This window comes from Arthrobacter sp. 10N44_2 (genome assembly GCF_056394385.1).
The window spans coordinates 280,117-298,816 of sequence record NZ_JBFTHT010000002.1; the positions used below are offsets into that span (position 1 = coordinate 280,117).

An 18,700-nucleotide genomic window follows, 5' to 3' on the forward strand; every position below is an offset into this window, starting at 1 on the left:
GCTGGCATGAGCAACGAAGCTGGCATGAACAATGAGGCCAACCTTTCCGACGTCTCCGATGTCCTGGCCATCGATTCCCTGCTGAGCGCGGAGGAGCGCAGCGTGCGCGAGCGCGTCCGCGATTTCACGAACCAGCGGGTCCGGCCGGGCATCCCCGGCTGGTACGAGGACGCCGTGTTCCCCCTCGAGCTCGCCCCGGAACTTGGCGAGCTCGGCGTGCTCGGCATGCACCTGGAGGGCTACGGCTGCCCGGGCCGTTCCGCCGTCGAATATGGCCTCGCGGCGATGGAACTCGAGGCCGGCGATTCGGGCGTCCGCACGTTCGTCTCCGTGCAGGGCTCCCTCGCCATGACGGCCATCCACAAGTGGGGCTCCGAGGACCAAAAGCAGGAGTGGCTCCCCCGGATGGCCGCCGGCGAACTGATCGGCGCGTTTGCCCTGACCGAGCCCACGGCCGGCTCGGACCCTGCCTCGATGAAGACCTTCGCCCGCCGCGACGGCTCCGGCGATGACGCGGGCTGGATCCTGGACGGCGCGAAACGCTGGATCGGGCTCGCCTCCGTGGCGGGCGTGCTGGTGGTGTGGGCCATGACCGACGACGGCGTGCGCGGCTTCCTCGTCCCTGCCGGCACCGCGGGCGTCACCGCGACGCCGATCGGGCAGAAGCTCTCGATGCGCGCCTCCATCCAGTGCGACATCACGTTCGACGCCGTCCGGCTGGGCCCGGAGGCGCTGCTGCCCGCGGCGCGCGGGCTGAGGGGTCCCTTCTCCTGCCTCAACGAGGCCAGGTACGGGATCGCATGGGGAGCTATGGGCGCCGCGCGGGATTCCTATGAGGCCGCGCTGGCCTACTCCCAGGAGCGGCTGCAGTTCGGCAAGCCGCTGGCCGGGTACCAGCTGACGCAGGAGAAGCTGGTGAACATGGTCCTGGAGATCCAGAAGGGCACACTCCTGGCCCTGCACCTGGGCCGGCTCAAGGACGCCGGCAGGCTGAGCCCGGAGCAGATCTCACTCGGCAAGCTGAACAACGTGCGGGAGGCGCTCAGCATTGCCCGGGAGGCGCGCACGATTCTGGGCGGCAACGGCATCACGCTGGACTATTCCCCGCTGCGGCACGCCGCCAACCTGGAATCCGTCCGGACCTACGAGGGCACCGACGAGGTCCACACCCTGATCCTGGGCCAGCACATCACGGGTCTCCCCGCCTTCCGCTGAGAGCCGCGGGGTATTTCGCGGCAGTGTTTCCGTGTCCGCTCGTCACGCGCTACGGATGAGGCCAGTGATACAAGTGGTGACTGCCGGGTTTACGGGTAGCCAACACTCGTGTCCTCCCGGGGGCGCATTCGTACAGTGGTGCCATCGCCACCGGAGCAGAGGCAGCCAAATAGCCCCCGGCACTTCTTCTCTGGCCGGTCGAACCGACGTAGTCCCGCCCGTCCCAGACAGGAGCTGAGCACTCTTCCTGCCCGACGGGTGGAACAGGCTGCCAAGTAAAGGGGGACATCATGAGTCTCAACGCAAAGCCAGCCGCGTGGACACTTCGTTTCTTTCCGGCACGTCACGCCACTGCCGGCGCGGGCGGGGACGGCCAGGACAGGTCCGCTTCCGGCCAGGGACCCCACCGGCACCGGGCCCGCATCAGCGCGGCACTCGTCCTGGACCGCGACCGGCTTCAGGAGAGCACGGGGACGGTCCAGTCGTGGAAGTTCCACGACTTCGTCAGCACATTCCAGCTCATGCTTCCCCACCGGGTCGAAAAGATTCACCAGGCCCTGGCCGGCGGGGACTGGGAGGGCGCGCGCCTGGCCGCCCAAAGCCTGTCCTGGTCCGCATCCAAGGCCGGTGCGTGCCGGCTCGAACTCATCGCCGACCTCATCGATGCCGACCTCCAGTCCGGACGCAAGACCCGGGCACGGGAGACGGCCTGCCTCCTCCAAGGCGCCGCCACCGAACTGGCAACCGCCCTCGCCCTGCTGACCGCCGGCTGAGCGCCGGCTGACCGGGTCCGGCCACCACCGGACGCCGCCCCAACACCACACACGCTCCATGAATCAGAGCGTTCCCGCGGTTCAGGCGGAGAATCCGCCGTCGGCCTTGACCAGCTGCCCGGACATCCAGCGGCCCTCGGGCGAGAGCAGGAACGCGACGGTGCCGGCCACGTCCGCCGGTGTGCCCAGCCGGCCGCCGGGTTGCCGGCGGGCCAGTTCGTCACGGAGCGGCTCATCCATCCAGCCGGTATCCACCGGTCCCGGGTTCAGGACGTTGGCGCTGATCCCGAGCGGGCCGAGTTCGCGGGCGGCGGCGATCACGATCCGGTCCAGGGCGCCCTTTGATGCCCCGTAGGGCAGGTTGAAAGCGGTGTGGTCGCTGGTCAGGGCCACGATGGCGCCGCCCTCGGGACCGGCCTGCCGGGCGAAAGCGGCAATCAACTGCCAGCTGGCCCGGGTGTTGACCGCAAAGTGCCTCTCGAAGCTCTCCAGCGACGTGTCCAGGATGGAGGAGTCCACGGATTCGGCGTGGCTGAGCACCAGACCCTGCAGGGTTCCGGCCTCCGCCGCGGCGGCGGACATCAGCCGGTCCACGGCGTGCGGGTCCTGGAAATCCGCCGGCAGCGCCACGACGGCGGCGCCGATCGCCTCGAGCTCGGCGGTGAGGCGTTCGACGTCGTCCGGCTGGACTCCCCACGGCATCCGCGCGTCGTAGTCCTGCCAGTACGTCAGCACGAGGTCCCAGCCGTCCGCGGCGAGGCGGCGTGCGATGCCTGCGCCGATTCCGGCGAGCCGGCCGACACCGGTGACAAGGGCCGTCTTACGTCCGTCGGGGGAGCTCATGCCGACCAGCCTAGCGGTGGCGGCCGGCGCGGCGCCTACCAGGTGCGCGGCCTGCTAAGTGCGCGGCCTGCTACGAGCGGTGCCTACAAGGAGGCTGAGGAAGTGGAGTCGGCGGCCCGGACGTCCCGTTCGGCAGCCGGCCCGCGTGCAAGGTCCGGCTCCGGCCCCAGCGGATCCCGCCGCAGGGCCACGAGCCAGCAGACCAGCACGGCCAGGGCGCAGAAGACGCCGGCGCTGGAGGCCATGATCCACACCCCGGGCGTCTGGATGTCGAGGTTTTCGGCGCCGAGGGCCGTACCGATGGTCTTGGGCGAGAACAGGAATACGAGGATCGACAGGCCCAGCACGCCGCCCATGGTCCAGCGCATCCCGACGTACCGGCGCGGAGCTTCCCGCAGGGTCCAGGCAAAAGCCGGAAAGACCGCCGCGACCCACACCCAGTGGTGGGACCACGAGACCGGGCTGATCAGCAGCATGGTGAGCGCGGTCGCCGATACGGCCACGACGCGGGCACCCTGATCGCTGGCGGCCTTGATCACTGCGGCGCCCACGGCCACAACCGCCAGGCTCAGCAGCAGCCACGGCACGGTGACGTGCGCTTCCGGGACCCCGAAGTGCAGCAGGGCGCCCTTAATGGACAGGTTGTCCACGTAGCCCGCTCCCCCCATCCGGGAGGTGTCGGGCAGCATCTGGAGCCAGAACTGCAGGGATTCGGCGGGCCGGAGCAGCCAGCCGGCCGCCACGGTGGCGGTGAAGCCGGCGGCCATGTTGCCCAGCCCGCGCCAGTCCCTGCGGACCAGAAAGTAGAGCCCGAACACCAGGGGCGTCAGCTTGATGCCGGCGGCGACGCCCACCAGGAAGCCGCTGCCGGGGAAACCGCGGGCCCAGCGCCGGTTGCGGGCCAACAGGTCCACGGCGATCAGGCCCATCAGCAGGGCGTTGATTTGGCCGAACACCAGGGTCTCGCGCCAGGGACCCAGGTTCAGCACCGCCAGGACCAGGACGGCGGCGGCCCAGCCGTTGCCCGGTGCCCGGAAGGTGTCGCGCCAGGAGGCTTTCGCGTTCCAGTACCGGACCGTTCGGACCGCGGCCAGGATCGCCACCCCGGCGCCGGCGGCGTTGAACAGGGTCAGCGCCGCCGCCAGGGGCAGCCGGGCCAAGAGGCCGAAGACGATGGCGGCGAACGGCGGGTAGGTAAACATCAGCGCCGGTCCGCCGGCCCAGTCCACGTTGCCCGCATACAGGGCTGAGGGCGCCGCGCCGGCGTCGTTGAGGATTCTGCCGCCGTACCAGTAGACGCTGAAGTCCAGGCCGTGCTTGCCCCAGACTCCGAGCGAGATCCAGATGAAGTAGCCCACCGCGGCGATGGCCGGGATGACGGAGAGCCGGAACAGGTGCGGGACGGGTGAATACCGCGCCGGGCTGCGGTCTGAAACGGGCACTGACATGTACTCCCCCATCGGGCTGCTGATGTAGACGCTGGCCGTTTGGTCGGTTCCGTCCAGGGCGGCGCAAACGCGCCCTCGCTGTCGGGTCAGTCTACAGAACAGCTACGCCGGGACCGGGACGGACTCCGGCTTCCGGGCGTCCTTGCGGATGGTGGCGCTGATGACGGCGGCGATGGTGCACATGGCAGCGGCGGCAAACCAGGCGTAGGTGTACTGGCCGGTCGCGTCCCGGACCGCCCCGGCCGCCAGGGCAGCGGCGGCCGCACCGAGCTGGTGGGCCGCGAACACCCAGCCAAACACGACGCTCCCGTCGGCACCGAACACCTGGCGGCAGATCGCGGCGGTCGGCGGCACCGTGGCGACCCAGTCCAGGCCGTAGATGACCACGAACACGATCATGCTGGGCTGGACGGTAGCGCTGAGCAGCAGCGGCAGGACCAGCAGCCCGATCCCGCGGAACTGGTAGTACACGGCGAGCAGGATCCGGGGGTTGAAGCGGTCCGTGAGCCACCCGGAGGCGATGGTGCCGATGATGTCGAAGAGGCCGACGACGGCGAGCAGGCCCGCCGCGGTGGTTTCGGGCATGCCGTGGTCGTGGGCGGAGGGGATGAAGTGGGTGCCGATCAGCCCGTTGGTGGTCGCGCCGCAGATCGCGAAGCCAGCCACCAGAGCCCAGAAGGTACGCACTTTGCTGGCCCGTTTGAGGACCTGCAGGGCACGGACCGCGGCGTTCCGGCGGGGCTCCTGCACTTCCTGCCCAGCGGCCGGTCCTGTCGGTTCGGGCCCGCTGGCTTCCGTGCCCGCGTTCGGGCCGGGGGCCGGCGGCGTCGCCCCGTAGGGCAGCACGCCGACGTCGGCCGGTGAGTTCTTCAGGAACATCAGCACGAGCGGCACCACGGCCAGCGCGCCGGCACCGATGAGGAGCGAGGCCTGCCGCCAGCCCGGGTCCTGGGCAAGGGCCGCGATGAAGGGCAGGAACACGAGCTGCCCGGCGGCGCTGCCGGCAGTGAGGATGCCGATGACCAGGCCGCGGCTCTTGGCGAACCAGGTGTTGGCGATGGTCGCGGCGAAGACCAGCGCCATGGACCCGGTGCCGAGCCCGATCAGCAGCCCCCACGTCAGCAGGATCTGCCAGGACTGGGTCACGAGGACCGTCAGCGCGCTGCCGGCGCCGATCAGCACCAGGGCCACGGCCGTGACTGCGCGGATGCCGAAGCGTTCCATGAGCGCTGCCGCGAACGGTGCCGTGAGCCCGAAAAGCACGAGGTTGATGCTGACCGCGGCGGAGAGCACGGTGGTGGACCAGCCGAACTCGTTCTGCAGCGGCACCATCAGCACACCCGGGGCCGCCCGGAACCCTGCCGCGCCGACCAGCGCGAGGAAAGCCACGGCGGCGACGGTCCACGCCGGGTGGATGCGGCGGCGGACCGGCGCCGGGGTCACGGTGGTTTCAGGGGCATTCATGCGGCGGTTCCGTTCTGGACAGGGGTCCCGGTGCCGGCCGAGGCCAGCGGCACGGGGTCCGCGGTGCGGGAGAGGCTGTGCCAGCTCGTGTTGGCGGCCGTCAGCGGTTCCCCGCAGGCCGTGCACGTGTCAGCCGAGGAGGTCCGCTCCCCGCAGCCGCTGTGGATGACGAACATGTGTGCCTGCCCGGACGGCGCCGGGAGATGCTTTTCGGCCCAGATCACGACGGCGTTGAGCACCGGGAGGGCGTCTTCGCCCATGGCGGTGAGGACGTACTCCTGGCGGGTGCGGCCGCCGTCGTCGTAGGGCCTCCGGGCCAGGAGCCCGGCGGCGACGAGCCCGGCGAGCCGCTTGGTGAGCACAGAATCGGCCGCCCCCAGCCGGGCCTTCATGGCTTCGAAGCGGCCGTTGCCGAAGAACACCTCGCGCAGGACGAGCACGCTCCAGGGATCGCCCAGGATGTCGAGGCCGCGGGCCATGCTGCAGGTCCGTTGGGACCAGTCGGATCGAAGTGCCATGCGGCCACCCTAGCTGACTCTCTTAGAGAAAGCTAGGGTGGCCCGGCGGAATGATCCGGGCGCCGGGGTCGGTTGCCGGTGCAGCTACGGTGCAGTTAGCTGCCGGCGGCCAGGGAGGAAATCGCGGCGTCGAGGTCGGCGATCAGGTCCTCCACGTCCTCGATGCCGCACGAGAGCCGGATCAGGTTGACCGGGACCGCCAGTTCCGTGCCCTTGACCGAGGCGTGCGTCATTTCGGACGGGTAGTTCATGAGCGATTCGATCCCGCCCAGGGACTCCGCCAGGGTGAACACGGAGGTCGATTCGGCCACCTTGCGGGCCGCGGCCTCGCCGCCCTTGAACTGCACGGAGATCATGCCGCCGAACTTCTTCATCTGCTTTTTGGCCAGCTCGTGGCCGGGGTGGGTGGGCAGGCCCGGGTAGAGCACGGCCTCCACTTCGGGGCGCCCCAGCAGCCATTCGGCCACGGCCTGGGCGTTGTCGCTGTGCCGGTCCATGCGCACCCCGAGGGTTTTCAGCCCGCGGGTGGTGAGGAAGGCGTCCATCGGCCCGGACACGGCGCCGACGGCGAACTGCACAAAGCCGATCTTCTCGGCGAGGTCGGGGTCGTTGACCACGATCGCGCCGCCGACGACGTCGGAGTGCCCGCCGATGTACTTGGTGGTGGAATGCACCACCACATCGGCGCCGAGGGCCAGCGGGGTCTGCAGGTACGGGGAGGCGAAGGTGTTGTCTACCACGAGGAGCGCGCCGGCGTCGTGCGCCACCTTCGCGAGCGCCTCGATGTCGGTGATCTTCATCATCGGGTTCGACGGCGTCTCGACCCACACCAGGCGGGTCTTGCCGCCACCGTCGGCCGTACTGTCGGCGGTGCCGCCCGCTGCGACGGCGGCCGCGACGGCGTCGAGGTCGGACATGTCCACCGGGGTGTTGCCGATGCCCCACTCCCCCAGGACCCGGCTGATGAGCCGGTACGTGCCGCCGTAGGCGTCGTTGCCGAGCACAATGTGGTCGCCGGGGCGGGTGAGGGCGCGGATCATCGAGTCCTCGGCGGCCAGGCCGGAGCCAAAGGAGAACGCGGCGCTCCCGCCTTCCAGGGCCGCCAGCTGCTCCTGCAGCGAGTCACGGGTGGGGTTGGTGCCCCGGCCGTATTCATAACCGGCCCGCAGCCCGCCGATGCCGTCCTGGGCATAGGTCGAGGAGAAGTGCACGGGGGGCACCACCGCCCCGGTGCGGGGCTCAAACGCCTGGCCGGCGTGGATGGCGCGGGTGTTGAAACCCTGGTTTTTCGAGGACGGGCTTTCGGGCACAGACATGGGACTCCTTGAACTGGTCAGTTGCTGAGGTACGCGAGGAGGTCGTGGCGGGTCAGGATCCCCACCGGGGCGCCGACGAACGTCACCATGAGGGTGTCGGCGTCGGAGAGGAGTTCGCGGGCGGTCGAGATCGATTCGAGCGAGCCGATCACGGGGAGCCGGGCCTCCATGTGTTCGGAAATCTTGTCCGAGAGCTTGGCCTCGCCGCGGAAGAGCTTGGCCGTGAGGGTGCGTTCGTCCACGGCGCCCAGCACCTCGCCCATGACGACTGGCGGTTCCTGGGACAGGACGGGGATGTGCGAGACGCCGTACTCGTTCATGATGTTGATGACGTCGCGGACGGACTCGTTCGGGTGGATGTGCACGAGGTCCGGGAGTTCACCGGTCTTGGCCTTGAGGATCTCGCCCACCGACGCCTCGTCCCCGCCGGCCAGGAAGCCGTAGGAACGCATCCACTGGTCGTTGAAGATCTTGGCCAGGTAGCCGCGGCCGGAGTCCGGCAGGATGACCACGACGACGGCGTCGGCCGGGAGGTCCTTGGCGACTTCCATGGCGGCCACGACGGCCATGCCCGAGGAGCCGCCCACCAGCAGGCCTTCCTCGCGCGCCAGCCGGCGCGTCATCGCGAAGGAGTCGGCGTCGCTGACGGCAATGACGTCGTCCGGGACCGACTTGTCGTAGTTGGCCGGCCACATGTCCTCCCCGACGCCCTCGACAAAGTACGGGCGGCCCGTGCCGCCGGAGTACACCGAGCCGGCGGGATCCGCGCCGATGATCTTCACGACGCCACCCTCGGCCCCGGGCCGCCCGGCGGAGACTTCCTTGAGGTACCGGCCGGTGCCGGTGATCGTGCCGCCGGTCCCGGCGCCGATCACGCAGTGGGTGATGCGGCCGTCGGTGTCGTGCCAGATCTCAGGGCCCGTGGTCTCATAGTGGCTGGCCGGGGCGGCGGGGTTGGAGAACTGGTCCGGCTTGTAGGCGCCGGGGATTTCAGTGACGAGCCGGTCGGAGACGCCGTAGTAGCTTTGCGGGCTGTCCGGCGGGACGGCGGTGGGCGTGACCACCACTTCCGCGCCGTAGGCCTGGAGCACGGCCCGCTTGTCCTCGCCGACCTTGTCCGGCACGACGAAGATGCAGCGGTAGCCCTTCTGCTGCGCCACGAGCGCCAAACCGACGCCGGTGTTGCCCGAGGTGGGCTCCACGATCGTGCCGCCGGGCAGGAGCTGGCCCGTTCGTTCGGCCTCCTCGATCATCTTGACCGCAATGCGGTCCTTGATCGAACCGCCGGGGTTCAGGTATTCGAGCTTCACCAGGACCGTGGCTGCGATGCCATCGGTCACGTGGTTGAGTTTGACGAGCGGCGTATGGCCAATGAGGTCCAGGACGGACGGGGCGTACTTCATAGGTACAAAGTTACCGTCTCCGGCGCGGCGGGCACGTCGGCGCGGCCACGGCGCTCCCACGGCTCTGGCAGATGCGAGGATATGGCTGTGAAGAGGATCGCCCGGCTGAAGAAGTTCAAGAGCTACGCGCTGCCCGCGGGCATGCTGCTGGCCGGGTGCGCGGCGCTGGTGTCCGGGCTGCTGCCGGTCCCCGCCTTCCAGGCGCTGGCAGCACGCACCGTGCCGATACTGGCGTTCGTGGTCGCCATGTCCCTTGTCACCGAACTGGTGGATGAGGCCGGGCTCTTCCGCGTCGTCACGGAGCGGCTGGCCGCCCTGGGCCGCGGCCGGGTCCTCTTGCTGTGGTTCCTCGCGATCGCCCTGGCCACCGTTTCCACGGTGTTCCTGTCGCTGGATACGACGGCGGTGCTGGTGACTCCCGTCGTCGTGCTGCTGGCCATTCACGCCCGCATTCCGCCTCTGCCGTTCGCGCTGACCACCGTGTGGCTGGCGAACACGGCCTCGCTGCTGCTGCCGGTCTCCAACCTGACCAACCTGCTCGCGCAGGAGCGGCTCAACCTCAGTCCCGCCGCGTTCGCTTCGCTCGTGTGGGCCCCGGCCCTGGTGGGCATCCTCGTGCCGCTGGTGCTCCTGTGGCTGGCGTTCCGGAAGGACCTGCGCGGCACGTACGGCCCCCAGCCCGTCCACAAGGTCCGGGACCGGGTGCTGCTGTACTCGGCGTCGGGGGTCATGGTGGTCCTGCTCCCGGCGCTTGTCTCCGGGGTTCCGGTGCAGATCCCGGCACTCGCGGCGGCTGCTGCCCTGCTCCTGCTCTTCCTCTGGCGGCGGCGCTCCGTCCTGCGCTGGTCCATGATTCCCTGGCGCCCGCTGATGCTCACGTCCGGACTGTTCATGGTGGTGGAGACCCTGCACGCCAACGGGCTCACCCAGTTCCTGACCGGGATCGCCGGCACGGGCGAGAGCCTGCCGGCGCTCCTGCAGCTCGCCGGCCTGGGCGCCGGGGCAGCCAACGCGGTCAACAACCTCCCCGCCTATCTGGCCCTGGAACCGGTGGGCGGCTCCCCGGCCCGGCTGGCGGCCCTGCTGATCGGCGTGAACCTGGGCCCGCTGGTGACCCCCTGGGCGTCCCTGGCCACGCTGCTGTGGCACGAGCGGCTCCGCTCCCTGAATGTGGAGATCCGCTGGGGAGGCTTTGCCCTCGCCGGCGTGGCCGCCGTCGTCCTCACCGTCCCGTTGGCGGTCGTGGCGCTGTGCCTCACCACCGGGATGCAGTGAGGTGGATGCACTGCGGGCCGGCGTGCCCGGCCCGTCAGGCGCCGATGTCATTCCCGGCGTTCGCTGCCCCGGCGCCGCCCTCACGCGGGGCGTTCTGCCAGAGGCCGACCACATTGCCCTCAGTGTCCCGGAAGTAGGCGGCCCAGCCCATGGTGCCGATTGCCTCGTGCGGTAAGACGGTGCTGCCGCCCAGGGCATTGATCTTCTCCAACGCCGCGTCGATGTCATCGACATCCACAGTGACCACCGGGGATGTGAGGTCGCCTTCGCGGCGGAACATGCCGCCGTTGATGGAGCCCGGCACGGAGGGCATGCCGTTGGCATCCGTCTGCGTCGTCTTGATCATGGCGTAGCTCATCTCCGGCACCTGGCTTACCTCCCAGCCGAACGCCGAACTGTAGAACTCCCGTGCGCGGCCCTCGTCGTCTGCGGGAATTTCGAAATGTACCACTCCACCAGCCATCACACTCTCCTAAAAACAAGGATTCGGTGCCCAGAGGCGGGCGCGGACACAGCACGCCACTAGCCGGATTTTAGCCCCGGCAGCGCGGGAGGTTAAGGGCCGTACGGCCCCTGCATCGTTGCCGCGGATGCCGCTGCTGTCAGCGGGCCGTGGGAACATGTTCGAATGAGCCTTGCAGACGCCCCCGCAGGCATTGCCGCCGCGGCGGACGCCTCATTGCGGTGGCACCCGGGCGGCCCGTTCGACTTGATGCAAACCATCGGCACGCTGCTGCGCGGCCACGGCGACCCGTCCATCCGCACCGCCCCGGACGGCATCTGGTTCGCGTTCACGACGCCCCGCGGTCCGGCCACGCTGCGCCTGGCAACGGCCGGGACGCGGGCTGACCCTGCCGTGGACGCGCAGGCCTGGGGTCCCGGAGCGGGGGACGCCGTCGATTCCGTCCCGCGCATGCTCGGGAGCGACGACGACTGGTCCGGCTTCGACGAGCCCGCATTCCACGCGAGCCTCCCGCGCATGGTGGTTGAAGCCCGACGCCGGAACCTCGCGATCCGGCTGCCTGCAACCGGCAGGATGATCGATTCACTCGTGCCGACCATCCTGGAGCAGAAGGTGACCGTTATCGAGGCCCGCCGCGGATACCGCTACCTGATGTACCGCTTCGGGACGGCGGCGCCGGGCGCCGGCACCGTCGCGCCCGCCAATCTGCTGGTCCAGCCGACGGCCGCGCAGTGGCTGCTCATCCCGTCCTGGGAGTGGCACAAGGCCGGCGTGGGCCCGCAGCGGTCGGGAACCGTCATGCGGGCGCTGCGGTCGGCCGCCGCGCTGGAACGGCTCGCCGCCCTCCCCGCCGCGGAGGCGGCAGCCAAGCTGCAGACGCTGCCCGGAATCGGGGTCTGGACGGCGGCGGAGGTAGTGCAGCGCACGCACGGCTGCCCGGATTCGATCTCGGTCGGCGACTACCACCTTGCGGCCTACGTGGGTGCCGCCCTGACCGGCCGCCGGACAGACGACGCCGGCATGCTCAGGCTGCTGGCTCCATGGGCGGGGCACCGGCAGCGGGTGGTCCGGATGATCGGGCTGAGCGGCTTCCGGAAACCGACATTTGGCCCGCGCATGACCATCCAGGACCACCGCAGCCACTGACCTCAGGAGCAACGCGGGGTCACTTACGGCCCATCCGGGGCCCCTTTATGGGCGCGATCTGACCCCGCGTTGGTGTGGGCGGGACAGGCGGGGCGGATTTTGCTCAGGCGCGGAGCCGGGCCCTCTTGATCCGGGCGATGACGCCGTCGAATCCCTCGGCAAGATCGTCGGCGTTGACTTTGAAATACGCCCATCCGGCGCTGCGGAACTCTTCGTCCCGCCGGTTGTCCCGAGACTGCTGTTCCCGCGTGAGGTGGTGGGCGCCGTCGTACTGCACGGCGATCCGGTACCGCCGGTAGCCCATGTCTGCCGCCGGCGAGCGCGGGTCTTCCGGGTCGAGCCTCAACTGCAGCTCCGGCTCTGGCAGACGCACATCCAACAGCGCCAGCCGCAGGAAGGTCTCCGGAAAAGAGTCGGCGCCCACCCGCATCTCGTCCAGCGCAAGCCGTGCCTTCTCGACACCCTTCATGTTGGGATGCTGGCGGATCAGCAGCCGCAGGCCATCCTTGTAGGCGTAGGGCTCCGACCTCAGTTCGAGGCTGGGCCTGGGCTGTCGGATGAGCTGGTCCCCCATCGCGATGAGGTAGTTGAGCGGCAGGACTGCGGCCAGATCCAGCCAAGTGCGGGGCGGCGCCGTGACAGGGATGCCGTCGACGTCGGTCAGCTCGCCCGGAATGAGCCGCACGCGGTGGCCAGTGACCCCGGCACGGCGGACTCTGGGCAGTTCATGGGGTTTGCTGAGGTGGATGGTGTGGCATTCGCCCAACCACGGCGGCAGCCCGAGCCTGGTCAGCACGGCCGCGGTTTCATGGGACGCCCAGGCACCCGGGGTAGCAGCGGCGAGGACCCTGGCCCGTTCGACGATCTCAAGCTGCCGGCCGGCCGGCAGATAGATAAGGCGGCCGCCGTCGGACAAATCGTGCGCCCGTAGACGTTTGGGCGGAATACCCAGCGCGCGCGACTCATAGACGGTGAACGGTGTGAGGGTGAGGCTTTCGGGAAGCGGCACAATGCGGACCATGCGCACCATTGTGACCGCGGATCAACCTCGACGCTGAGGTTATCCACAGGCCCTCCGGAATCGCCTCAACACGGGGTCACTTACGGCCCGTCCGGCGCCTCGGGATGGGCCTTAAGTGACCCCGCGTTGCTGTCAGCCGCCGGTCTGGAGGCCCAGCCGGGCCGCCGCTTCCTGGCGCATGTCCACCTTGCGGATCTTGCCGGAAACGGTCATCGGGAAGCTCTCCCGGACATCCACGTAGCGCGGGATCTTGTAGTGCGCCAGCTTGCCGCGGCAGAACTCGGCCAGGCTGGCGGCGTCCATCGGCGCGGCCCCCGGCTTCAAAATGACGCAGGCCATCAGCTCCTCGCCGTACTTTTCGTCCGGGACACCGATCACCTGAACGTCCTGGATGTCCGGGTGGGTGTAGAGGAATTCCTCGATTTCGCGCGGATAGACGTTCTCGCCGCCGCGGATCACCATGTCCTTGATCCGGCCCTCGATCACGATGTACCCGTCCGCGTCCATCCGGGCGAGGTCTCCCGTGTGCATCCAGGCGTCGGCGTCGATCGCCTCGGCGGTCTTGTCAGGCTGGTTCCAGTACCCGCGCATCACCGCGTAGCCGCGCGTGCAGAGTTCGCCGATCCCGCCGCGCTCCACCACCTCTCCCGTGACCGGGTCCACGATCCGGCTCTCCATGTTCGGCATGGTCCGGCCCACAGTCTCGGTGCGCTGGGCCGTGGTGTCCACGCTCCGGGTCATCGTGGACACCGGCGAGGTCTCCGTCATGCCGTAGCAAATGGCGACGTCTTTCATGTTCATTTCCGTGATGACCCGGTTCATCACCTCGATGGGACACAGCGAGCCGGCCATGACGCCCGTGCGCAGTGTCGAGAGGTCGTAGGAGGCGAAGTCCGGCAGGGCGAGCTCGGCGATGAACATGGTCGGCACGCCGTACAGCGAGGTTCCGCCGAAGTCCTGCACCGCTTCCAGCGCCGCGGCCGGCGAGAATGACCGGCCGGGGATGATGGTGGCGGCCCCGTGGCTGAGCGCCGCGAGGTTCCCGATCACCATGCCGAAGCAGTGATAGAAGGGCACCGGGATCACCACGCGGTCGTGTTCCGTGTAGCCCAGCTGTTCGCCGATCGAATAACCGTTATTAAGGATGTTGTGGTGCGTCAGCGTGGCGCCCTTCGGGAACCCCGTGGTGCCGGAGGTGTACTGCAGATTGACGGGGTCCTGCGCGTCCAGTGCCGCCATGCGCACTTTCAGCTCGGAGTGCCCGACGTCGTCGGCCCGCTTGAGCAGCTCGGCATAGGTGCGCTCCGCGTCAGTGCCGGGTTCGCCTGCGGTCAGCCCGTCCAGGCCGGCGTCCGGGAGGAAGACCAGCTCGCGCAGATCCGGGCACGCCGCCAGCGCCTGCCGCGCCATCGCTGTGTAGTCGCTGTTCCTGTCCGACGGCGCGGTGACCAGCATGCGCATGCCGTTCTGGGTGACCACAAACTCGAGCTCATGGCTGCGGTAGGCGGGGTTGACGTTGACCAGGATCGCCCCGACCTTCGCGGTGGCGTACTGCAGGATGGTCCACTCGGCGCAGTTGGGGCTCCAGATGCCGATCCGCTCGCCCTTCGCGACGCCCAGGGCGAGGAGCGCACGTGCCAGGCGGTCGACGTCGTCGTTCAACTTGGTGTAACTCCACCGCCGGGCCTCTTCGCCGGGTACCGCGGCGGCCTCGATCAGGGCGTCGTGGTACGGGAACCGCGCCGCGATCCGTTCGAAGTTCGCGCCAATGGTTTCCTCGAGCAGCGGGACGTCAGTGTCCCCGGCTGTGTAAGCAAGCATGGTGTGACGCTACCAACAGTGCGGAGGCAAAAGAAGGGCAAAGCTTGGAAGTCCTATGAAATCTTGGGTCATGGTCCGGCGCCTGCCCGGCAGCCCGGTAGGGTGATTGCCATGAGTGCACCCGTTGACCTTCAGGCCATTTTCATCCCCAACGACGGCGAATTCTTCCGCGTGAAGCTCGCCCTGGACATCGCGATCGACGAGGTGGTCAACGAGCCCGGCTGCATCCGCTACGAGCTCACCGAGGCCAGCGAGGACAAGCTCGTCCTGACCGAACGGTGGGCCAGCCAAGCGGACCTGGACAAGCACTCCAAGGGCACGGCCGTCCAGGACCTGAACGAATCCCTCAGCGCGCTGCTGGCAGAGCCGGTCAAGCTCGAAACGCTCTAACCCACCCTTCCAACCACAACGCGGGGTCACTCCGCGCCCATCCCAGAGGGATTTATGGGCGCGGAGTGACCCCGCGTTGCGTTAAGCCTGGGATTAAGCCGTGGACGTTCAGGCCTCCGGGATCTGGGTGCCGTCCTGCTTGGCCGCAGCTGCGGCGGCCTCGGCCTGGGACCGGGCCACGTGGGCGTGGACTTCTTCCATGTCCAGGGCCTTGACGGCGTCGACCACCTGCTCGAGCTGCTGCGCGTTCAGGGCGCCAGGCTGCGAGAACACCAGGACCTTTTCGCGGAAGGCCATCAGCGTGGGAATCGACGTGATGCCGGCCTCGGCGGCGAGCTGCTGCTCGGCTTCGGTGTCGACCTTGGAGAAGACGACATCCGGGTGCTTCTCGGAGATCGCCGAGTACGTGGGGCCGAACTGCTTGCACGGGCCGCACCATTCGGCCCAGAAATCGACGAGGACAATGTCGTTATCCTCGACTGTCGATGCGAACTGTTCACCTGTGATGTCTACGGTAGCCATGAGTCAACGGTACGGGAGCGGGCACGGATTGTCCCCGGCATTTCGCTGTTGGCACATCCGGGCGGGGCTGTAGGCAGGTCACGCCCAGGCGTGCGGGGCCGGACGCCTGGCGCCGGGCAGGGCGTTGGTTTCGCGCCATTCGTGGATCCACCCGGGCAGCTCCAGGTCCGACGGCGGGGCGCCGAACTCGCGGATGATTTCCTCCTGGCTGACGGGCTTGCCCTTGCTCAGAAGCCGGGTGGCGATATAGGCCCGCGCGTACACTTCGCCGTCCACCACCATCCGCTGTTCGAAGTAGATGGCCTTAGAGTCCAGGCCGATGATCCTGGACTCGATCGTGTACTGCTGCCAGAGCTGCAGCGAACGGCGGAACGCGATGGTCTCCCCCGCCGCGACCGGCGTCCAGCCCCGGCGGCGCATCTTCTTCCAGGTGCCGCTGCGGGCCATGAGGTCGAAGCGTCCGAGGTCCATGAGCGAGAAGTACATGCCGTTATTGACGTGCAGGGCGATGTCGATGTCCGTGGGCAGGACCCGCAGCGGCAGCGAGGAGTTGTCCCAGATGCTCAACGGTGAGCGGCGTGAGGACGTGAACAGCAGCAGGAGAGTCCGGAACAGGAGATGCATGAGTCATATGTTACCCGCGGGTAACAAGTGTGCCAAGGGGTGGGTGCCGGAACCTAGCTGCGCGCCGACAGAACCGAGACGGTGGCCTTGGTGCCAGCGCCCCGAATCGTCCAGCAGTTCCCGGTGCCGATCACGTCCAGCTCCTCCAGGTCCGCGTGGTGCAGGACCAGGGCAGTGTCCTCGTCCACGGCGACCGCGCGGTCCACGAGACCTTTTGCCACCGCCCCAACGGCCCGGCCGAGGGTTCCCGCCTGCGCGGCGTGCACGTCGACGGCGAAAGGCACCAGGCCCAGCCCGTCGCGGATCTCCACTTCTTCCAGACCCTCCGACCAATCCGCCGGGCAGACCTCGGTGCCGCGGATCCGGTAGCCGCCCACGATCGCCCGCACCGGCGCCACCATCGCGCCGGCTGAGAATCCCATATACGGCACACCGTCGGAGACCAGACTGCGGATGGGCTGCGCGGACGGCAGCAAGCCTTCCAGATAGCCCGGCGTCGGCCCGCCCCCGACGACGATGCCGTCGACGTCGTCGAACGCGGCAGGGTCCGCGCCCCGGTTGAAGCCGAGGAGGACCGGGACGACCTCGCAGGCTGTCCGGGACTCCAACGGCACCACATAGGCAGGCAGGAAATATTCCGAGCTGCCCTCATGGTCAAAGAGAACCACAGCGACGCGCGGAACCCTGCCGGTGGCCCGGTGCCGGAGTTCCTTGACGAAGCGGTCGAAGACGGCAGCTGTGGTTACGGTGTCGGGGCCGCCGCCAACAAGCAGGATGGTCATGGTTCAACGTACCCGGATCCACGGCAATCGCAATGAGCCCGGCGCGGGCGGCTCCGAGGACCTATAGCGATTGACCGGTCCGGACTGCGAGGAACATAATCGGAATCGGTACTAGCTTCACCCCACGACTGCGCCGACCATGAGGCCGACGGCAGAGCATTCAACGGAAAGCGGTCGACACTATGAGTACTGCCCATCACCCTGTCACTGCGACCGGCTGGACCGGTTGGGTCCGTTTCGCCGGAGTCATTCTGATCATCAACGGCGTTTTCAGCGGCCTTCAAGGCCTCGTCGCGCTCACCGGACCCGACACCTACTATTTGTCGACCCCGGGAACCCTGTTCCTCTTCGATGCGAAGGGGTGGGGCTGGTGGAATGTCGCCCTCGGGGTGCTCTTGATCCTCACCGCCGTCGCGCTCTTCGCCGGCGCAACGTGGGCTCGAGTCGTTGGCGTCGTCGTTGCCGGCTTCAGTGCGGTCGTTCAACTGATGCTCATTCCGCAGCAGCCGTGGTGGTCCGTCATCGTCATCGCCATGGACGTGCTGATCATCTACGCGATCATCGCCCACGGCGAGGAACTGAAGGCTGAGCAGGCACCTCCGCCAACCAACCCGTAAGGCCCCGACGCGATCAGCCCGCAGCAATCAGCTCCACTTCGTAGCCATCCGCGTTCACGAGGTAGGCGGCGAAGTGGCCGGGGCCGCCTGCGTGCGGATACTTGTCCGGAAACAGCTCGGCCCAGCCGTGGCTGACGCTCTCGCCCGCCATGGCGTCCACGTCAGCCCGGGTCCCCGCGCTGAACGCCAGGTGGTTCAGGCCCGGGGCTTTGCGGTCGTGCGCCGTTCCGGTCAGCGCCGGGGACTGCTCGACGACGATGTACGTCGGCCCGCGGCGCCAGCTGCACCCGTGGGCCCAGTCCTGGTAGGCCTCGTAGCCCAGCCTGCCCAGCAGCCAGCCCCACTGGTCCCTGGCCCGCTGCAGGTCCGGCACCCAGAGTTCTACATGGTGCAGGGCACCAAAGTCCCCCGGTGCGATGGGAACCGGCACAACGGGACCTGGCGCAACGGGACCTGGCGCAACGGGACCTGGTGCAACCGGAATATCAGCCATCAGAACAGTATCCGCTGGAAGAGGATGTGGTCCTGCCAGGATCCGGCAATCCGAAGGTACTGGGCTGCCAAACCGATCTCCTCAAAGCCAGCCCGCTTCAGGATCCGCTGAGACGCGGCGTTGTGCGGGAGGGTTGAGGCCTGCAGCCGGTGCAGTCCCAGTTCGTTGCGCGCGGTCTGGAGGGCGAACTCCACCGCGGCCGAGCCAATTCCCAGCCCCGTCAGGTCCTTGTCCACCCAGTAGCCGAGGTGGGCGCTGAGGAATGGCCCCCGGACAATCCCGCTGAGGTTGATCACACCGATGATGCGGGAGCCTTCCACGAGGACCCAGGGCACGTCTGTTCCCGCGATGAACAATCCGAGCTTGGATTCAATGCTGGCGGCTTGTCCCTCTGCGGTGAAGAATTTCTCAAACCGCACCGGTTCCCAGGGCGCCAGGTGCTCCCGGTTCCGCCGGTAGGCGTCGGCCAGGGGCCTGGCGTCGGACCTGCGCAGCACCCGCACGCACACGGTATCCGTCAAAGCGACGCTGTTCTCGGTCATCCGCAGACTCTAACGGTCATCCCG

At 68.5% G+C, this 18,700-nt stretch carries 20 protein-coding genes; 6 read left to right on the forward strand and 14 right to left on the reverse strand.

Annotated features, from left to right (window positions below; translation table 11 throughout):
• The first annotated feature begins 6 nt into the window (after window positions 1-6).
• Entirely contained in the window at window positions 7-1,215 is a 1,209-nt protein-coding gene (locus AC1DBX_RS04290) for an acyl-CoA dehydrogenase family protein (RefSeq protein WP_476931139.1), read from the forward strand.
• Between the two features lie 290 nt (window positions 1,216-1,505).
• Entirely contained in the window at window positions 1,506-1,988 is a 483-nt protein-coding gene (locus AC1DBX_RS04295; protein WP_476872971.1) for a hypothetical protein, read from the forward strand.
• 81 nt (window positions 1,989-2,069) lie between these two features.
• Here AC1DBX_RS04295 and AC1DBX_RS04300 read toward each other — a convergent pair whose 3' ends face one another.
• The 6 genes from AC1DBX_RS04300 to AC1DBX_RS04325 all read right to left on the reverse strand — a co-directional run bounded on the left by AC1DBX_RS04300 (window position 2,070) and on the right by AC1DBX_RS04325 (window position 8,980).
• Window positions 2,070-2,831, reverse strand: coding sequence for an SDR family oxidoreductase (locus AC1DBX_RS04300; protein WP_476870438.1), 762 nt, complete (start codon window positions 2,829-2,831; stop codon window positions 2,070-2,072).
• 83 nt (window positions 2,832-2,914) lie between these two features.
• Window positions 2,915-4,273, reverse strand: coding sequence for a glycosyltransferase 87 family protein (locus AC1DBX_RS04305; RefSeq protein WP_476931140.1), 1,359 nt, complete (start codon window positions 4,271-4,273; stop codon window positions 2,915-2,917).
• A 108-nt stretch (window positions 4,274-4,381) separates the two neighbouring features.
• Entirely contained in the window at window positions 4,382-5,743 is a 1,362-nt protein-coding gene (locus AC1DBX_RS04310) for an MFS transporter (protein WP_476931141.1), read from the reverse strand.
• A complete protein-coding gene (locus AC1DBX_RS04315) occupies window positions 5,740-6,261 on the reverse strand; it encodes a winged helix-turn-helix transcriptional regulator (protein ID WP_223913761.1) in 522 nt (173 codons plus the stop codon). Before AC1DBX_RS04315 ends, AC1DBX_RS04310 begins: the two co-directional genes overlap by 4 nt.
• A 95-nt stretch (window positions 6,262-6,356) precedes the next feature.
• A complete protein-coding gene (locus tag AC1DBX_RS04320) occupies window positions 6,357-7,577 on the reverse strand; it encodes a cystathionine gamma-synthase (protein WP_476859371.1) in 1,221 nt (406 codons plus the stop codon).
• A gap of 17 nt (window positions 7,578-7,594) precedes the next feature.
• Complete coding sequence (locus AC1DBX_RS04325) at window positions 7,595-8,980, reverse strand: cystathionine beta-synthase (RefSeq protein ID WP_243181137.1); 1,386 nt, start codon at window positions 8,978-8,980, stop codon at window positions 7,595-7,597.
• 81 nt (window positions 8,981-9,061) lie between these two features.
• Between AC1DBX_RS04325 and AC1DBX_RS04330 the strand changes: the two genes are divergently transcribed.
• Window positions 9,062-10,255, forward strand: a complete 1,194-nt coding sequence (locus AC1DBX_RS04330) for an ArsB/NhaD family transporter (protein ID WP_476931142.1) — start codon at window positions 9,062-9,064, stop codon at window positions 10,253-10,255.
• A 34-nt stretch (window positions 10,256-10,289) separates the two neighbouring features.
• Here the strand turns inward: AC1DBX_RS04330 and AC1DBX_RS04335 are convergent, their stop codons facing one another.
• Entirely contained in the window at window positions 10,290-10,718 is a 429-nt protein-coding gene (locus tag AC1DBX_RS04335; RefSeq protein ID WP_476931143.1) for a VOC family protein, read from the reverse strand.
• Between the two features lie 165 nt (window positions 10,719-10,883).
• On the opposite strand from AC1DBX_RS04335, the gene AC1DBX_RS04340 reads away from it, so the two are divergent.
• Entirely contained in the window at window positions 10,884-11,864 is a 981-nt protein-coding gene (locus tag AC1DBX_RS04340) for a DNA-3-methyladenine glycosylase family protein (protein WP_476931144.1), read from the forward strand.
• Window positions 11,865-11,967: 103 nt separating this feature from the next.
• Here AC1DBX_RS04340 and AC1DBX_RS04345 read toward each other — a convergent pair whose 3' ends face one another.
• A complete protein-coding gene (locus AC1DBX_RS04345) occupies window positions 11,968-12,885 on the reverse strand; it encodes an endonuclease domain-containing protein (RefSeq protein WP_476931145.1) in 918 nt (305 codons plus the stop codon).
• 132 nt (window positions 12,886-13,017) lie between these two features.
• Window positions 13,018-14,706, reverse strand: a complete 1,689-nt coding sequence (locus AC1DBX_RS04350; protein ID WP_476931146.1) for an AMP-binding protein — start codon at window positions 14,704-14,706, stop codon at window positions 13,018-13,020.
• A gap of 111 nt (window positions 14,707-14,817) precedes the next feature.
• On the opposite strand from AC1DBX_RS04350, the gene AC1DBX_RS04355 reads away from it, so the two are divergent.
• A complete protein-coding gene (locus tag AC1DBX_RS04355; RefSeq protein WP_223913755.1) occupies window positions 14,818-15,096 on the forward strand; it encodes a putative quinol monooxygenase in 279 nt (92 codons plus the stop codon).
• A 108-nt stretch (window positions 15,097-15,204) separates the two neighbouring features.
• On the opposite strand, the gene trxA is transcribed toward AC1DBX_RS04355, so the two are convergent.
• The 3 genes from trxA to AC1DBX_RS04370 form a co-directional block, all read right to left on the reverse strand.
• Window positions 15,205-15,618 carry a thioredoxin gene (gene trxA / locus AC1DBX_RS04360; protein WP_018773584.1) on the reverse strand — a complete coding sequence of 138 codons (414 nt, stop codon included), beginning with the start codon at window positions 15,616-15,618 and terminating at the stop codon, window positions 15,205-15,207.
• A 78-nt stretch (window positions 15,619-15,696) separates the two neighbouring features.
• Window positions 15,697-16,242 (reverse strand): acyl-CoA thioesterase, encoded by a 546-nt coding sequence (locus AC1DBX_RS04365; protein WP_223913754.1) that lies wholly within the window; start codon window positions 16,240-16,242, stop codon window positions 15,697-15,699.
• A 53-nt stretch (window positions 16,243-16,295) separates the two neighbouring features.
• Window positions 16,296-17,024, reverse strand: coding sequence for a Type 1 glutamine amidotransferase-like domain-containing protein (locus AC1DBX_RS04370; protein ID WP_476851360.1), 729 nt, complete (start codon window positions 17,022-17,024; stop codon window positions 16,296-16,298).
• Between the two features lie 182 nt (window positions 17,025-17,206).
• Here AC1DBX_RS04370 and AC1DBX_RS04375 point away from each other — a divergent pair, with 182 nt between their 5' ends.
• Entirely contained in the window at window positions 17,207-17,641 is a 435-nt protein-coding gene (locus AC1DBX_RS04375) for a DUF7144 family membrane protein (RefSeq protein ID WP_476851361.1), read from the forward strand.
• A 13-nt stretch (window positions 17,642-17,654) separates the two neighbouring features.
• On the opposite strand, the gene AC1DBX_RS04380 is transcribed toward AC1DBX_RS04375, so the two are convergent.
• Together AC1DBX_RS04380 and AC1DBX_RS04385 are read right to left on the reverse strand one after the other, a co-directional pair.
• Window positions 17,655-18,071 carry a VOC family protein gene (locus AC1DBX_RS04380; protein ID WP_476851362.1) on the reverse strand — a complete coding sequence of 139 codons (417 nt, stop codon included), beginning with the start codon at window positions 18,069-18,071 and terminating at the stop codon, window positions 17,655-17,657.
• A gap of 62 nt (window positions 18,072-18,133) precedes the next feature.
• Entirely contained in the window at window positions 18,134-18,676 is a 543-nt protein-coding gene (locus tag AC1DBX_RS04385; RefSeq protein WP_476931147.1) for a GNAT family N-acetyltransferase, read from the reverse strand.
• Window positions 18,677-18,700 lie beyond the last annotated feature (24 nt).

Excerpts from the sequence above, each read along its gene's own strand:
- AC1DBX_RS04295 (WP_476872971.1), top strand. The coding sequence starts at position 1,506 with ATGAGTCTCAACGCAAAGCCAGCCGCGTGGACACTTCGTTTCTTTCCG.
- AC1DBX_RS04320 (WP_476859371.1), bottom strand. The coding sequence starts at position 7,577 with ATGTCTGTGCCCGAAAGCCCGTCCTCGAAAAACCAGGGTTTCAACACC.
- AC1DBX_RS04370 (WP_476851360.1), bottom strand. The coding sequence starts at position 17,024 with ATGACCATCCTGCTTGTTGGCGGCGGCCCCGACACCGTAACCACAGCT.
- AC1DBX_RS04290 (WP_476931139.1), top strand. The coding sequence starts at position 7 with ATGAGCAACGAAGCTGGCATGAACAATGAGGCCAACCTTTCCGACGTC.
- AC1DBX_RS04345 (WP_476931145.1), bottom strand. The coding sequence starts at position 12,885 with ATGGTCCGCATTGTGCCGCTTCCCGAAAGCCTCACCCTCACACCGTTC.
- AC1DBX_RS04350 (WP_476931146.1), bottom strand. The coding sequence starts at position 14,706 with ATGCTTGCTTACACAGCCGGGGACACTGACGTCCCGCTGCTCGAGGAA.
- AC1DBX_RS04335 (WP_476931143.1), bottom strand. The coding sequence starts at position 10,718 with ATGGCTGGTGGAGTGGTACATTTCGAAATTCCCGCAGACGACGAGGGC.
- AC1DBX_RS04315 (WP_223913761.1), bottom strand. The coding sequence starts at position 6,261 with ATGGCACTTCGATCCGACTGGTCCCAACGGACCTGCAGCATGGCCCGC.
- AC1DBX_RS04375 (WP_476851361.1), top strand. The coding sequence starts at position 17,207 with ATGAGTACTGCCCATCACCCTGTCACTGCGACCGGCTGGACCGGTTGG.
- AC1DBX_RS04385 (WP_476931147.1), bottom strand. The coding sequence starts at position 18,676 with ATGACCGAGAACAGCGTCGCTTTGACGGATACCGTGTGCGTGCGGGTG.
- AC1DBX_RS04330 (WP_476931142.1), top strand. The coding sequence starts at position 9,062 with ATGGCTGTGAAGAGGATCGCCCGGCTGAAGAAGTTCAAGAGCTACGCG.
- AC1DBX_RS04355 (WP_223913755.1), top strand. The coding sequence starts at position 14,818 with ATGAGTGCACCCGTTGACCTTCAGGCCATTTTCATCCCCAACGACGGC.
- AC1DBX_RS04365 (WP_223913754.1), bottom strand. The coding sequence starts at position 16,242 with ATGCATCTCCTGTTCCGGACTCTCCTGCTGCTGTTCACGTCCTCACGC.
- AC1DBX_RS04340 (WP_476931144.1), top strand. The coding sequence starts at position 10,884 with ATGAGCCTTGCAGACGCCCCCGCAGGCATTGCCGCCGCGGCGGACGCC.
- trxA (WP_018773584.1), bottom strand. The coding sequence starts at position 15,618 with ATGGCTACCGTAGACATCACAGGTGAACAGTTCGCATCGACAGTCGAG.
- AC1DBX_RS04325 (WP_243181137.1), bottom strand. The coding sequence starts at position 8,980 with ATGAAGTACGCCCCGTCCGTCCTGGACCTCATTGGCCATACGCCGCTC.
- AC1DBX_RS04310 (WP_476931141.1), bottom strand. The coding sequence starts at position 5,743 with ATGAATGCCCCTGAAACCACCGTGACCCCGGCGCCGGTCCGCCGCCGC.
- AC1DBX_RS04300 (WP_476870438.1), bottom strand. The coding sequence starts at position 2,831 with ATGAGCTCCCCCGACGGACGTAAGACGGCCCTTGTCACCGGTGTCGGC.